Genomic DNA, 15,490 nt, shown 5'->3' on the forward strand with positions numbered 1-15,490 from the left:
AGAAAAATTACATTTTCTTCATTTGGTCTTTCATCATTTTGATTTGGTCTTTCAACATATTGTGTTTGTCTAATTTCTTAGCTTCATTTAAAAGATTGGTAGCTTCTAATTTTCTTCTTCTTGTCATGGCAATACCTGCTAATTGTAATTTTGCTAAAGCCAAATCTTGATCCATTGATAATCCTAATGCAATAGCTTTTTTGAAATATTTTTCAGCTTCAATTAAATTGGTTTGAGATACCATTAATCCGTTAAGATAGTTGTAATACCCTTGTTGTTTCCTAACTAAAGCCGCTTCTGGATTTTTAATATAAGCCAACCATTTTTGAGCACCAGGAAAATCTTGTTTTCTCAATTTTAAAAACGCTAACAAAATGAACTCATTTTTGAAATATAAGAAAATAAAAATGGTAGAGAACAATAGTAAAAAGATTCCATTTCCAATGTTGTTTTCAGTGAATTGATAAATTCCAAAAGCTATAATTAATGCAGCTAAAATTAATTTGATATTTTTGTGAAACATAATAAGTGTTTTTGTTGAGTGCAAAGGTAATAAAATCAATTAAAAATATTTTTAAAAAAGTATTTGCGAATGAAAAAAGTCTTTGTATATTTGCACTCGGTTTTCAAGACAGGGAGCCTTTGAGTTTAAAAAAGATTTAATTTATAGATTTTAAAAGATACTACAATGAGTAAGAGAACGTTTCAACCATCAAAAAGAAAAAGAAGAAATAAGCACGGTTTCATGGATAGAATGGCTTCTGCAAATGGAAGAAAAGTGCTTGCTCGTAGAAGAGCTAAAGGAAGACATAAATTAACTGTTTCTTGCGAACCAAGACACAAAAAATAATGTTTTAGCTTAAACAATATATTAGCCGTTACTTTTATGAGTAACGGCTTTTTTTTAAACTGTTTATAAAATTTGAAAAATTTTGATTTTCATTTCGTTACAAACCTTTGAAAATTAGTAATTTTATAATCACAATATAACTACAACCCACAACAAACAACAACACAATGCCTAAAGACACTACAATCAAATCGGTTTTAATTATTGGATCTGGACCTATCGTTATTGGTCAAGCTTGCGAATTTGATTATGCAGGTTCTCAATCCGCTCGTTCCTTAAGAGAAGAAGGAATTGAAGTTATCTTAATTAATTCTAACCCAGCGACAATCATGACCGACCCTTCCATGGCGGATCATGTGTATCTGAAGCCCTTAACCACTAAATCCATCATCGAAATTCTTAAAGCGCATCCACAAATAGACGCTGTTTTACCAACAATGGGAGGTCAAACGGCACTTAATTTGGCAATTGAAGCGGAAGAAAAAGGAATTTGGAAAGATTTTGGAGTGCGTTTGATTGGAGTAGACATCAATGCCATCAATATAACTGAAGATAGAGAAAAATTCAAAGTACTTTTAAATCAAATTGGAATTCCGCAAGCACCTGCAAAAACAGCTAATTCGTTCTTAAAAGGAAAAGAAATTGCGCAAGAGTTTGGATTTCCGTTGGTAATTCGCCCTTCGTTTACCCTTGGTGGTACTGGAGCTGCTTTTGTACATAAAAAAGAAGATTTTGATGATTTATTAACCCGTGGTTTAGAAGCTTCTCCTATTCACGAAGTGTTGATTGATAAGGCTTTACTTGGTTGGAAAGAATATGAATTAGAGTTGCTTCGAGATAAAAACGATAACGTAGTGATCATCTGTACGATTGAAAATATGGACCCAATGGGAATTCATACTGGAGATTCGATTACAGTAGCACCTGCAATGACCTTATCGGATACCACATTCCAGAAAATGCGTGATATGGCGATTTTAATGATGCGCTCTATCGGAAATTTTGCTGGAGGTTGCAATGTACAATTTGCAGTTTCACCTGATGATAAGGAAGATATTGTGGCGATTGAGATTAATCCTCGTGTATCGCGTTCTTCGGCATTAGCATCAAAAGCAACGGGTTATCCAATTGCAAAAATTGCAACGAAATTAGCTTTAGGTTACAACTTAGATGAGTTGCAAAATCAAATTACAAAATCAACTTCAGCTTTATTTGAACCAACTTTAGATTATGTAATTGTAAAAATACCAAGATGGAACTTCGATAAATTTGAAGGCTCAGACCGCACGTTAGGTCTTCAAATGAAATCGGTAGGCGAAGTGATGGGAATTGGGCGTTCGTTTCAAGAAGCGCTTCACAAAGCTACTCAGTCGTTGGAAATCAAACGTAATGGTTTGGGGTCGGATGGAAAAGGTTACCAGAACTACGAACAAATCATTGAAAAATTAACGTTTGCTAGTTGGGATCGTGTTTTCGTAATTTATGATGCTATTGCGATGGGAATTCCTTTAAGTAGAATTCACGAGATTACGAAAATCGACATGTGGTTCTTGAAACAGTATGAGGAATTATTCCATCTAGAAAAAGAAATTTCAAATTATAAAATTGATACCTTACCTAGAGAATTGCTTTTAGAAGCGAAACAAAAAGGATATGGAGACCGTCAAATTGCCCACATGATGGGTTGTTTGGAAAGTCAAGTTCGAAAATTACGAGAGGATTTTAACATCAAACGCGTATTCAAATTAGTAGATACTTGTGCGGCGGAATTTAAAGCAGTAACGCCTTATTTTTACTCGACTTTTGAAGCTGAAATTGAAAAAGCAGAAGGAACTAAATATGTTCACAACGAAAGTGTTGTTACAGATAAAAAGAAAGTAGTCGTTTTAGGTTCGGGACCCAATAGAATTGGACAAGGAATTGAATTCGATTATTCTTGTGTTCACGGAGTTTTAGCAGCCAAAGAATGTGGTTATGAAACCATTATGATTAACTGTAACCCAGAAACAGTTTCTACCGATTTTGATACGGCAGATAAATTGTATTTCGAGCCTGTTTTTTGGGAACACATTTACGATATTATCCAACATGAAAAGCCAGAAGGTGTAATTGTTCAGTTGGGTGGTCAAACGGCTTTGAAATTAGCAGAAAAATTATCGAAAAACGGAATTAAAATCATCGGAACTTCTTTTGATGCATTAGATTTAGCAGAAGATAGAGGAAGATTCTCTGAATTGTTAACCGAATTAAATATTCCGTTCCCAAGATTTGGAGTAGCAGAGAATGCGGAAGAAGCAGTTCAACTAGCAGATTCATTAGACTTCCCACTTTTAGTGCGTCCTTCTTATGTATTAGGAGGTCAGGGAATGAAAATTGTTATCAACAAACAAGAGTTGGAAGAACACGTTATCGAGATTTTAAAACATATTCCTAATAATAAATTGTTGTTAGACCATTATCTAGATGGTGCTATTGAAGCAGAAGCAGACGCCATTTGCGATGCGGATGGAAATGTGTACATCATAGGAATTATGGAGCACATTGAGCCTTGTGGAGTACATTCGGGAGATAGCAACGCTACATTGCCACCATTTAATTTAGGTGAGTTTGTGATGCAACAAATTAAAGACCATACAAAGAAAATTGCGGTGGCTTTAAAAACGGTTGGGTTAATCAATATCCAGTTTGCGATAAAAGACGATATTGTTTACATTATTGAAGCAAATCCAAGAGCTTCTCGTACAGTTCCATTTATTGCTAAAGCATATGGGGAGCCATATGTAAATTACGCAACAAAAGTAATGTTAGGTCATAATAAAGTTACTGATTTTACTTTCAACCCACAATTAAAAGGGTATGCGATTAAACAACCCGTATTCTCTTTTAGTAAGTTCCCAAATGTAAACAAAGCATTAGGGCCTGAAATGAAATCTACAGGAGAAAGCATTTTATTTATCGATGATTTGAAAGACGATCAATTCTACGATTTGTATTCAAGAAGAAAAATGTATTTAACGAAGTAATACAGAAAATCCCAATCGAAAGATTGGGATTTTTTTATTGATTATGGGCACGGAATGCAATTCCGAGTTATCAGGTAATCTAATTTGAATTATTTCAATTTCTTATGTTTGTTGTAAATTGATTTGCAAATTTTTTCCATAGAGTTGAAAATTGATATATCAAAATTTGGTGATTTGGTAATTAATGTCAATGTTTGAACTGCACTGTAAAGCAATTCATTATCAGTTTGTTTGATTCGTTCAATGAAGTTTATCTGGTTACTTCCTTTTGATGAATCGGATACAATGACTTCTTGTGTATTACTATCTAATGCAAATAAAAAAATCTTTTCCATTTTTCTTAATTTTAGTTTTATTGGTGATGATGGCAACGTCCACTTTGATTAGTTGTTCTATTTTTACATCTAAAACCTTTCTTTGTTGTGCCTGTGCATTGTGATGCTGTATTCTTGGGTTGCTCAGATTTGGAGTAACTTTCTCCCGAAGAATTTCCATCACAACAATCTATACCTACTTTTTTATTATGAATTTTACAATAGCAACTATTTGATTTACTTCGATTACACTTAAAACAAAGTAACTGAACGTTTGAAACATCACTACTTCCTCCGCAGGAGTATGGTATTATATGATCATATTCTAAATTTTCAGTATTACCACAACATTGACAAATACCACCATCTCTTGTAAATACAATTTTTTTTGTTGTTTCTGAAATGTAACGGCTTTGTGAAAAGCTATTTAAGCTGAATAAAAATATTGACAGTAGTAAAAAAAGCTTTTTCATATTTTATAGTTAATTACAGATAAAAACGAAATAATTTAATGTTTGTTGTATAATCTAAATTTAAAATAAGTTGCTATTTTGAGAGCTTGATCTCAATTTGAGGATTAATTTTTGTCAAATCGGATAAGAATTCGTGTTTGTGCTCGGGAGAAACAATGATACTTTCATATGTCTTGTAGAAAATTTCTAGTCGGTCAAAAGAAGCGGCAGGCGAACTAATAATGTTGTTAGTAGCTTCAATTTTTCGAATAGACGATATGTCGATTTTCTCGTTCATAGAGAATCCTGCTTTGACTATGAGTGTAGTATCCTTTATGATATACTTTATAGAAGTAAAGATATATGCAATAAATAATAGCGGACTAATAAAAAGCAGCACACTAAGCAAATCAAAGGATTCCGAAAGAACTTTAAATCCTATACCTCCAAACAAGAGTAATAAGAAAAGAACTAATCCGATACTTATTTTGGATTTATAGATTTTCATAAATTTTTTACAATTTATTTATTGCCGTTTCATATTTTGCATTTACTACTTTCCAATCGATTACATTGAAAATGGCCGTTAAATATTCGTTACGTTTGTTTTGGTAATGTAAATAATAAGCGTGTTCCCAAACGTCGATGGCTAAAATAGGTGTTCCTCTTACTTCTGCACTTGGCATTAAAGGATTATCTTGGTTGGCAGTGCTGGTAACGGCTAGTTTTCCGTCGCGAGTAACTACTAACCATGCCCAACCGCTTCCAAATTGGCCAGCTGCGGCATCGGTAAGTTGTTTTTGTAGGTTGTCAAATGAACCTAATTCGGTAGTAATGGCTTCGGCTAAAGCGCCTGTAGGAGTACCACCTCCTTTTGGATTTAAAATTTCGAAAAACAAATTATGATTATAATACCCACCCGCGTTGTTTCGGATTTCTTTGTTGTTTACGTCTAAGTTTTTTAGGATGTCTTCAACTGTTTTTAGTTCTAAATCGGTTCCAATAACAGCCTTGTTTAACTTATTAGCGTAACCTAAATGATGTTTCGAATAATGAATTTCCATAGTACGACCATCAATATGAGGTTGTAAATCATCATAAGCGTATTTTAATCCTCGCATTTGAAAAACGCCACCTTCAGTAACTTTAACATCTGCAGGATTGCCCAAAGCGGAAATTTTAGTTTCTACTTCTGGATCTGGTATTTTTACTTCGATAAGTTCGTTTTCTTTTCTACAGCTTGCCATCATTAGTGATACACAAGCTATCCACAATAATGACTTTTTCATGGTAGTAGTGCTTAAAGATTTCGTTCTTTTAATAATTCGTTTATGATTCGAATGTATTCGGTTTTAGCTTCTTCAACTGTAAGATGTTTTACTTGCATCCAAGCGTTAAGTTTGAAAGCGTTAATGATGTCTTGAGGATTTTGGAATAGGAGCGGAGTGGTAGTTTCGGAAGTTGCTTGTTTGTACAAGCCATACAATACCAATTGCACATCGTGCGGCACTGATTCTTGTGGAACCAATTGTGCATTAGCAAATGCTTCATCGAATAATGTATTCAAATCCTTTTCGCTCATTATTTATGCTTTTTTACTGATTATCGTTTTATTTCCGATAGCTTTATCACCTAGTTTTACATTGATTTCTGTTCCTAAGGGTAAGTAAATGTCAACTCTAGAACCAAACTTAATGAAACCTGCATCTTGTCCTTGTACTACACGCATTCCTTCTTTAGCATAATTTACAATACGTCGAGCTAAAGCCCCTGCAATTTGACGATAAAGGATTTCACCGTATACTCTATTGTTGATAACCACAGTAGTTCTTTCATTTTCTTCACTTGCTTTTGGATGCCAAGCAACTAAATATTTCCCTGGGTGATATTTACTGTATTTAACAATTCCATTCACACAATAACGCGTTACGTGAACATTAATAGGCGACATAAAGATAGACACCATTAGTCGTTTGTCTTTGAAGTATTCAGGTTCGTAAACTTCTTCAATAACAACCACTTTTCCGTCAACAGGAGCTAAGATATGATTGTCGCTATTGTCGGCAATACGAGTTGGGTTTCTAAAGAATTGCAATACTAAAACCAGTATCGCTATTGCTAGAATGTATAACGCACTTCGTAACCAATTTACAGAAACAAATGCATCGGTTAAGAAAATAATTCCCACAACTAATATTAGGGTGATGAATATGATTTTAGCGCCTTCTTTATGAAACATAATATAAAATTAAATAAAATAAGTTAATAAAAGGGATTACAAATATAATACTATCTAGACGATCTAGAATGCCTCCGTGTCCTGGCATGATATTTCCAGTGTCTTTAATTCCGGCTACACGTTTTAATTTTGATTCGATTAAATCGCCTAAAGTACTAAAAACACTTACTATTGCAGCTATCACTACCCAAATGTAAAGGGTTGAAGCCAAAATATAAAATTTAGCCAATACAATACCTCCAATGATAGTGAATACCAAACCACCAGCAAATCCTTCTATGGTTTTTTTGGGTGAAACACTTGGAAACAATTTGTTCTTTCCAATATTTTTACCCACCAAATAAGCAAAAGTATCGTTGGTCCAGATTAGAACTATAATCGAAATTAAAATTTTAGGATTGTAGCCTTTCACACCCATTGCTACGTAATTTGCAATAACAAATGGAAGCACTACATAGCCAAATAAAATAAAATAACGAGTGTAGGTTTTAAAATCAGATTTATTGGTATTGAAAAGATACAACAATAACTTTACAGCAGTAAGAACTGAAATAACAGTTACAATCGTGTTTAAATTGATGTTGATATTTTTATTCCATAAATAAAAATAGGCTCCAGCGGCCAGAGGAATGCTGATGTACCAATTGAGCTTGCACATTTTGCAGAATTCATAAACTCCAATTACTAAAAAAGCGCCAAAAAGAATAGCTAATCCTTCTTTGGAATATAAAATGGAGCTTAGCAGTAATAAAACATAAACGGCTCCAGATAATGCTCTTTTTAGCGTTTCGTTCATTATTTTATAGATCCTCTAAAAGAAGTAGGTATAGATTTTTGTGACAACTTCCGTAGTGAAGGAAATCTTGTTCTTTTACTTCTTCAAAATATTTAATAGTAGTAATATTTGAAGGATAATTTTTCTCGTGTGTACTCTTAATTTTTCTCAAACCATCACTTTTGCTATTAACTATTTGACTTGTAGTGGCAAATACAACCATATTTACTGGTAGTTCATTGGGTTTAAAGTGTTTTAACTGATTTGATGAAAACAGTATAGAGCCTTCATCAGCTATCAAGTTTTCACACGAAGACAAGAAAAAAACGGGGTTAGTATCGTTATTGTAGGTTAATTTATTTTCATTAAGTAAGTATAGTAAACGATTATCAAAACATTGAGCGTTGCATTCAAACCAATCGTTTTCTGCTAAAATATTTTCAAAGTTTTCAGAGATTTCCCTTAAGTTTTCGCAATAAATAAACTTACCTCCATTTGCTTTGAAATTGAAAGTAAATTGTTCGTCAATCGGCAATGTGATGTCTGGAGTATAAGGACTCTTGATATCTTGCTTTTTATCGTTTTCTTCCTCGTCTCCTAAAACACCAAAAAATTTTCTAAAAAGACTCATCTATTTAGCTGGTTTTTGTCTATTAAAATCAAAGATAAAAAAAATCTTAGTTCTACACATACAGAACTAAGATTTTTATTAATAATATTTTGTTGATAAGTTAATTATTCTGAAATACTATTTTCTTCGGTATTTTCGTTTGTAGGTTGGTCTTCTTTTGTAAAAGGTCTCTTTCCGAAAATAGTTTCTAGGTCATCTTTGAAAATAACTTCTTTTTCAATCAGAATATCAGCTAGTTGTAATAATTTATCTTTGTTAGTCTCTAAAATGTGAATGGCTCTGTCATATTGCTCTTCAATAAGTTTAGAGATTTCAGTATCGATTACTTTAGCAGTTTCTTCAGAATACGGTTTTGAAAAACTATAGTCAGATTGTCCTGTAGAATCGTAATATGTAATATTTCCAAGCTTTTCATTTAAACCATAAATCGTTACCATGGCTCTTGCTTGGCGTGTAACTTTCTCTAAATCGCTTAAAGCTCCCGTTGAAATTTTATTAAAAATAACTTTTTCTGCTGCTCGACCTCCCATTGTAGCGCACATTTCGTCTAACATTTGCTCAGGTCTAACAATTAAGCGTTCTTCTGGTAAATACCAAGCAGCCCCTAAACTTTGCCCACGTGGAACAATCGTAACTTTAACTAAAGGTGCTGCATGTTCTAGCATCCAACTTACTGTAGCATGTCCAGCTTCATGAATAGCAATAGCGCGTTTTTCTTCTGGACTAACAATTTTATTTTTCTTTTCTAATCCGCCAACAATTCGGTCAACAGCATCTAAGAAGTCTTGTTTGTCTACTGCCTTTTTGTCTTTACGAGCTGCAATTAAAGCTGCCTCGTTACAAACATTAGCAATATCAGCACCTGAGAATCCTGGGGTTTGTTTAGCTAAGAATTCGGTATCTAATTCCTCTGATTTTTTCAAAGGTTTTAGGTGTACTTCAAAGATTTCTTTACGTTCTCTAATGTCAGGTAAGTCCACATAAATTTGTCTGTCGAAACGCCCTGCACGTAATAATGCTTTGTCTAAAACATCAGCGCGATTCGTTGCGGCTAATACAATAACATTTGAGTTGGTTCCAAAACCATCCATTTCAGTTAGTAACTGATTCAAGGTGTTTTCTCTTTCATCATTAGCACCTGTCATGTTATTTTTACCACGCGCTCTTCCCACGGCGTCAATTTCGTCGATGAAAATGATAGAAGGTGATTTCTCTTTAGCTTGTTTAAATAAGTCGCGTACACGAGATGCTCCAACTCCAACAAACATCTCCACAAAGTCAGAACCTGATAACGAGAAGAAAGGAACTTTAGCTTCTCCAGCTACTGCTTTTGCTAATAATGTTTTACCTGTTCCTGGAGGTCCTACTAAAAGTGCTCCTTTAGGTATTTTACCACCAATAGAAGTATATTTTTCAGGGTTTTTAAGGAATTCAACAATTTCCTGAATTTCTTCTTTAGCCCCTTCAAGTCCGGCTACGTTTTCAAACGTAACTCTAACATCGTTTTTCTCATCAAATAATTTAGCTTTTGATTTTCCGATGTTGAAAATTTGACCACCGCCACCTCCTGTGCCGCCCGACATTCTTTTCATCATGAATATCCAAAGTCCTACTAGTATTACAATAGGTAAAAGCATAGAGATGATTTCACCCCACATACTTTCAGGTTCTTTCTCATATTCGGTAAGTTTACCTTCATTTGATGCTTTTTGTAAATTCTCTTGAAACGTTTTTAAATCTCCAATTTCAAAGAAATAGTGAGGTCCTTTGGTGTTTAATTTTCCAAAAACATCATTCTTGATTTTTTCGTGAGCTTTATCTGTTAAAGCAGTTTTTTTAAGGTATACGGTTGCTTTTGTATTGGTAAATACTACTTTTTCAACTTGATTTTTATCTAAATATTGATAAAATTTGGATAAAGTCGTAGGAGCAGGATTTCCTAAATCTAAACCTGAAGTAAATAAACTTATCGTAAAAAAAATAGTCAGGACAAGTAAAATACTCATCCATGGACTAAACTTAAAGCCAGAATTATTATTTAATGCCATAAAATTTTAGTAATTTGTGTCTATGGTAGTGATTTTTGCATCGCCCCATAAACTTTCAATGTTGTAGTATTCTCTTATGTGTTTTTGGAAAACATGAACTACAATGCTTACGTAGTCCATTAAAATCCATTCGCCATTTTGTTCTCCTTCTACGTGCCAAGGTTTTTCTTTAAGTTCCTTAGACACTACTTTTTGTATAGAACCTGCAATAGCATTTACTTGTGTATTTGAGTTACCGCTGCAAATTACAAAGTAATCACAAACAGTGTTTTCTATTTCCCTTAAATCAAGGATGCTGATATCATTTCCCTTTACGTCTTCAATTCCTTTGATGATCAGTGCTAATAAATCATCATTATTCGTATTCTTTTTCGTCATGTAATATTTTTGATTTTATGCAAAGGTATCATTTTTTGTGATTATTTTTGAACCTTAACATAAGATTAAATTTTGTCTTCGAATTATGAGAATCATCAAACTCAATGCCATAGATTCTACTAACAGTTTTTTAAAAGTACTTTCGACTCAAGAAGTTGTTGAAAATTTCACCGTTGTGAGTACCGATTTTCAAACCGATGGCAAAGGACAACGAGGATCTGGATGGCAGTCAGAAAATGCTAAAAATCTTGTTTTTAGTGTTTTATATCGTCAAAAATTGGATAACGTGAGTAGTTTGTTTACTTTAAATATTGTTGTGGCATTAAGTATTGTTGAAGCACTACAAACGGTATGTGATTTAGATCTTGTCATAAAATGGCCAAACGACATTTTGGCAGAGAATAAAAAGATAGGCGGCATTTTAATCGAAAATACTTTCAAGAACTCAAACGAAGTGCAATCTGTAATTGGAATAGGTTTGAACCTAAATCAATCTCAATTTAACAATTTACCTCAAGCATCCTCTTTGTTTTTGTTGGCGAAAAAGGAATTTGATAGGGAAACTCTTTTAATTGCAATTGTAAATCAATTTGAATCTAACATTAAGCAGTTGAAAGTGTTAGGTGAAACTCATTTTTGGGATACTTATCATCGTATTTTGTTTAAGAAAGAAGTGGTTTCTAGTTTTGAAGCTATTTCTGGAAAACGCTTTGTAGGCAAAATAAAAGAAGTAACACGCGATGGAAAATTAGCAGTTTTGCTTGAAGATGATTCAGTTGCCTTTTTTGATGTTAAAGAAGTAAAAATGTTGTACTAAAATAAAACCCTTCAAAAATCCTCAAACCTTTGTTAAACTTCGTAAATAAGTTTTTGTTTTTAAGTACATTTGCCACAATTTATATTAAAAGATTCCTTAAATCATGGAGAAAAAAATACTTTCCCTATTGTCTTCTACTCGCTTAATGGCGGTTTTGTTTATTCTTTTTGCTGTTGCTATGGCAGCAGGTACTTTTATCGAAGATGCTTATAATACTGATACCGCTAGATTAATAGTATACAACGCTGTTTGGTTTGAAGTAATCATGGTCTTTTTTGTAATTAACTTTTTAGGTAACATCAAACGTTATCAATTACATAAGAAAGAAAATTGGGCTACCTTAATCTTACACCTTTCGTTCATTTTAATTATAGTTGGAGCTTTTATTACGCGCTACATTAGTTATGAAGGAATGATGTTAGTTAGAGAGGGTGAGTCTAGCAATGTAATTTATTCAGATAAGCCTTACCTGTCTGTTTTGGTAGATGGTAATCACGAAGGGCAAATGCGTCGCAAAACTTTTGAGAAAGGTTTGTATTTAGCTCCTGAAGAAAAGGAAGATGGCTTTTTGAATGCTTTTGCTAATAATGATTTTACTCTAGGAGGTGATTTTAGTGGAATACCATTTGAAGTAGTTTATGAAGAATTCATTATGAATGCTACCGAAACAGTAGTTCCGTCTGAAAACGGACAATTGATGATTAAAATGGTAGAGTCAAGTGGTGGAACACGTCATGAGCATTACTTAAAAGAAGGCGAAGTTCAAAATTTACACAACGTACTATTTGCTTTCAATAAATACACAGAGGGTGCTATCAACATTACAAAAATAGGAGAGGCTTACACAATTCAAACTCCTTTTGAAGGCGATTTTATGCGTATGGCTGATCAGTTAAAAGGAAAAGTAGTAAAAGATTCGGTGCAAACGTTAATGTTACGCTCGTTATATAACATTGGTGGCGCACAATTCGTATTTCCAGAACCTGCTATAAAAGGGGAATTGGCTTTTAAATCGAAAAAAGATTATAAAGACAAACAAACGGACGATGCGTTAAAAGTAAGAATTAAATCACAAGGAAAAGAAGAAGTGATTACGCTAATTGGGGCCAAAGGAAAACAAGGGGTTCCTCAAAGTGTAAAAATTGGAGATTTAGAATTTACGCTATTCTTTGGAAGTAAAGTGTACAACACACCATTCAATATTAAATTAGATGACTTTATAGCGGATAAATATCCAGGAACAGAAAATAGTTATTCAGCTTTTAAAAGTAAAATCGAAGTGGTGGATACCGAACAAGCCAAAACATTTAAAGATAGTGTTTTCATGAATCATATTTTAGATTACAGAGGCTATAGATTCTTCCAAGCCGGATTTGATCCAGACGAAAAAGGAACGCATTTATCGGTAAGTCATGATTTCTGGGGAACTTGGGTTACATATATTGGATATTTCATATTATATTTAGGTTTAATGGCCATTTTATTTACTAAAAATAGTCGTTTTTCTAGTTTGAAAGAAAAATTAGGAAAGATAAAAGTTAAGAAATCGAATGTATTAACGGTATTTTTAATTTTATTTTCAACAGTAACGTTTGCACAACAACACAATCACCAGCTAAATAAGGAAGAGATATTAAAGTTGTTGAAGAAGTACGAAGTTACACCAGAACACGCCAGTGAATTTGGAAAAGTAGTTATTCAGGATAATGGGCGAATGAAGCCAATCAATACGTTTTCATCTGAATTACTGCGTAAAGTATCTAAAAGTGATACGTATGAAGGAATGAATTCCGATCAAGCGTTCTTGTCAATGACACAATACCCACAATATTGGTATTCATTGCCTATCATCTACTTAAAAAGAGGTAACGATAGTATTCGTAAGTTAATCGGAGTAGAGAAAGAAGCAAAATACGCACCCTTAGTAGCCTTTTTTGATGAAACTGGAAATTATAAATTGGCTCAGTTTTTAGAAAAAGCCTACAACGAACCAGTGCCTAACCAGTTTCAAAAAGATTTTATTGAAGCAGATAAAAAAGTTAATCTTTTATATTCGGCTCTAAGTGGACAAATTTTGAAAGTGTTCCCAATTCCAGGAGATAAATCGAATAAATGGGTTTCTTTCTTAGAAGTGAATCAACCTACAGGAACGGCTTTAGATTCGATTAAAAACGTGATGCCTTTTTATTTGAATGCCTTAGATAAAGCATCACAAAGTAAAAATTACGAATTACCAAATAGCCTTTTAAAAGGACTAACCGAATACCAAAAGAAATACGGAAAAGCCGTAATGCTTTCAGAAAGTAAAATCAATTCGGAAATTACATATAACAAATATGATATTTTTAAAAGATTGTATTACATGTATATGTTGGCTGGTGTGTTCATGTTGGCATTCTGTATCGTTCAAATTTTCAAAGATTCTAGAGTAATTCGAACTATTATCAACGTGTTCCATGGATTAATTGGAGTATTTTTCATCTTACACTTAGCGGGATTAATCATCAGATGGTATATTTCGGGTCACGCCCCTTGGAGTGATGCTTATGAAAGTATGATTTATGTAGCTTGGGCAACCATGTTCTTTGGATTGGCTTTTGGTAAAGATTCGAAACTTACGGTAGCTTCAACAGCTTTTGTAACTTCGATGATTTTGATGATTGCACATTGGAATTGGATGGATCCATCTATTGGAAACTTACAACCCGTTTTAAATTCGTATTGGTTAATGATTCATGTGGCGGTTATTGTAGCAAGTTACGGACCGTTTACTTTGGCTATGATTTTAGGCTTAGTAGCATTATTCTTAATGATTTTTACTAATGAAAAGAACAAGGATAGAATGAAGTTAAGCATTGACGAAATCACCTATATTAACGAAATGGCATTAACCGTAGGTTTAGTAATGTTAACCATTGGAAACTTCCTTGGTGGACAATGGGCAAACGAAAGTTGGGGACGTTATTGGGGTTGGGACCCAAAAGAAACTTGGGCGTTAATTAGTATTATGGTGTATGCATTTGTAATTCACGCGCGTTTTGTTCCTGCATTACGAGGCAGATGGATTTACAATGTAATGAGTGTTTTTGCTTTTGCATCGATTGTCATGACGTATTTTGGAGTAAATTTCCACCTGAGTGGATTACACAGTTACGCTTCGGGTGAAAAACAAAATGTTACGTATTACATTTATATAGCTCTAATAGTTGCTGTGATTTCAGCAGTAGCTTACTTTCCATACAAGAAATATTATAAAAAATAAGAATTTGGTCGCTAATTAGCGGCCATTTTTTTTAAGAAATGTTTATCAAAAAATGGTTTTTAAAATTCTAAATTTGAAATAAAAAAAATGAAAAAATTAGTAACCTTATTCTCAGTAGCGGCTTTGTTGTTTAGTTGTCAAAATCAGGCACAAAAAAAACAAACGACTACTCCAACAGCAACCACAGCACCTATGAAAAAAGAAACCATTTATCAATTTAAAGTAGAAGATTTGAGTGGCGATTCATTCGATTTTTCAACACTAAAAGGAAAGAAAATCTTAATTGTTAACACCGCTTCTGAATGTGGTTTAACACCACAATACGAACAATTACAAGCCATTTACGAAAAATACAAAGACAAAAACTTTGTAATTGTTGGTTTTCCAGCAAACAACTTTGGAGCGCAAGAGCCAGGAAGTAATCAACAAATTGCAACATTTTGCCAAAAAAATTACGGCGTAACTTTTCCTATGATGGCTAAAATCTCGGTGAAAGGTGGCGACATGCATCCCGTATATCAATTTTTAACACAAAAAGCCAAAAACGGATTAGAAGACAGCGAAGTACAATGGAACTTTCAAAAATACCTAATCAATGAAAACGGTGAATTAGCAAAAGTAATTTCGCCAAGAACATTACCAACCGATACTGAAATCGTGAATTGGATTGAAGGGAAATAATTTAGTATTCAGTTTTTAGT

The 15,490-nt window shown here is 33.4% G+C and carries 16 protein-coding genes; 5 read left to right on the plus strand and 11 right to left on the minus strand.

Annotated elements, in window-relative coordinates:
• Positions 1-7: 7 nt before the first annotated feature.
• A complete protein-coding gene (locus tag NAT47_RS02395) occupies positions 8-523 on the minus strand; it encodes a DUF2892 domain-containing protein (protein ID WP_250579893.1) in 516 nt (171 codons plus the stop codon).
• Positions 524-688: 165 nt separating this feature from the next.
• Between NAT47_RS02395 and rpmH the strand changes: the two genes are divergently transcribed.
• Together rpmH and carB are read left to right on the plus strand one after the other, a co-directional pair.
• Positions 689-850 carry a 50S ribosomal protein L34 gene (rpmH, locus tag NAT47_RS02400; RefSeq protein ID WP_007136275.1) on the plus strand — a complete coding sequence of 54 codons (162 nt, stop codon included), beginning with the start codon at positions 689-691 and terminating at the stop codon, positions 848-850.
• Between the two features lie 167 nt (positions 851-1,017).
• Positions 1,018-3,873, plus strand: a complete 2,856-nt coding sequence (gene carB / locus NAT47_RS02405) for a carbamoyl-phosphate synthase large subunit (RefSeq protein ID WP_250579895.1) — start codon at positions 1,018-1,020, stop codon at positions 3,871-3,873.
• A gap of 89 nt (positions 3,874-3,962) precedes the next feature.
• On the opposite strand, the gene NAT47_RS02410 is transcribed toward carB, so the two are convergent.
• The 10 genes from NAT47_RS02410 to rsfS form a co-directional block, all read right to left on the minus strand.
• Positions 3,963-4,208 (minus strand): hypothetical protein, encoded by a 246-nt coding sequence (locus NAT47_RS02410; RefSeq protein WP_250579897.1) that lies wholly within the window; start codon positions 4,206-4,208, stop codon positions 3,963-3,965.
• 17 nt (positions 4,209-4,225) lie between these two features.
• Positions 4,226-4,660: an HNH endonuclease gene (locus tag NAT47_RS02415; protein ID WP_250579899.1), complete on the minus strand. Its 435-nt coding sequence runs from the start codon at positions 4,658-4,660 to the stop codon at positions 4,226-4,228.
• A 73-nt stretch (positions 4,661-4,733) separates the two neighbouring features.
• Positions 4,734-5,147, minus strand: coding sequence for a PH domain-containing protein (locus NAT47_RS02420; RefSeq protein WP_250579901.1), 414 nt, complete (start codon positions 5,145-5,147; stop codon positions 4,734-4,736).
• Positions 5,148-5,154: 7 nt separating this feature from the next.
• Positions 5,155-5,928 (minus strand): superoxide dismutase, encoded by a 774-nt coding sequence (locus NAT47_RS02425; RefSeq protein WP_317236566.1) that lies wholly within the window; start codon positions 5,926-5,928, stop codon positions 5,155-5,157.
• 11 nt (positions 5,929-5,939) lie between these two features.
• Positions 5,940-6,221, minus strand: a complete 282-nt coding sequence (locus NAT47_RS02430) for an acyl-CoA-binding protein (protein WP_250579902.1) — start codon at positions 6,219-6,221, stop codon at positions 5,940-5,942.
• 3 nt (positions 6,222-6,224) lie between these two features.
• Positions 6,225-6,878, minus strand: a complete 654-nt coding sequence (locus NAT47_RS02435; protein WP_250579903.1) for a phosphatidylserine decarboxylase family protein — start codon at positions 6,876-6,878, stop codon at positions 6,225-6,227.
• Complete coding sequence (locus NAT47_RS02440) at positions 6,868-7,674, minus strand: phosphatidate cytidylyltransferase (protein ID WP_250579905.1); 807 nt, start codon at positions 7,672-7,674, stop codon at positions 6,868-6,870. The genes NAT47_RS02435 and NAT47_RS02440 overlap by 11 nt, the downstream gene beginning before the upstream one ends.
• Positions 7,675-7,678: 4 nt before the next feature.
• Entirely contained in the window at positions 7,679-8,284 is a 606-nt protein-coding gene (locus tag NAT47_RS02445) for a lactate utilization protein (protein WP_250579911.1), read from the minus strand.
• A 104-nt stretch (positions 8,285-8,388) separates the two neighbouring features.
• Positions 8,389-10,332, minus strand: coding sequence for an ATP-dependent zinc metalloprotease FtsH (gene ftsH, locus NAT47_RS02450; RefSeq protein ID WP_250579913.1), 1,944 nt, complete (start codon positions 10,330-10,332; stop codon positions 8,389-8,391).
• Between the two features lie 6 nt (positions 10,333-10,338).
• On the minus strand, positions 10,339-10,710 hold the full coding sequence (gene rsfS / locus NAT47_RS02455; RefSeq protein ID WP_250579915.1) for a ribosome silencing factor: 372 nt from the start codon (positions 10,708-10,710) through the stop codon (positions 10,339-10,341).
• Positions 10,711-10,795: 85 nt separating this feature from the next.
• Here rsfS and NAT47_RS02460 point away from each other — a divergent pair, with 85 nt between their 5' ends.
• The 3 genes from NAT47_RS02460 (at position 10,796) to NAT47_RS02470 (ending at position 15,470) form a co-directional block, all read left to right on the plus strand.
• Entirely contained in the window at positions 10,796-11,527 is a 732-nt protein-coding gene (locus tag NAT47_RS02460; RefSeq protein WP_250579917.1) for a biotin--[acetyl-CoA-carboxylase] ligase, read from the plus strand.
• 103 nt (positions 11,528-11,630) lie between these two features.
• Positions 11,631-14,789 (plus strand): cytochrome c biogenesis protein CcsA, encoded by a 3,159-nt coding sequence (gene ccsA, locus NAT47_RS02465; protein WP_250579919.1) that lies wholly within the window; start codon positions 11,631-11,633, stop codon positions 14,787-14,789.
• Between the two features lie 87 nt (positions 14,790-14,876).
• Positions 14,877-15,470 carry a glutathione peroxidase gene (locus tag NAT47_RS02470; RefSeq protein ID WP_250579921.1) on the plus strand — a complete coding sequence of 198 codons (594 nt, stop codon included), beginning with the start codon at positions 14,877-14,879 and terminating at the stop codon, positions 15,468-15,470.
• Positions 15,471-15,490: the final 20 nt, after the last annotated feature.

Source organism: Flavobacterium fragile (assembly GCF_023634865.1).
GTDB lineage: Bacteria > Bacteroidota > Bacteroidia > Flavobacteriales > Flavobacteriaceae > Flavobacterium > Flavobacterium fragile.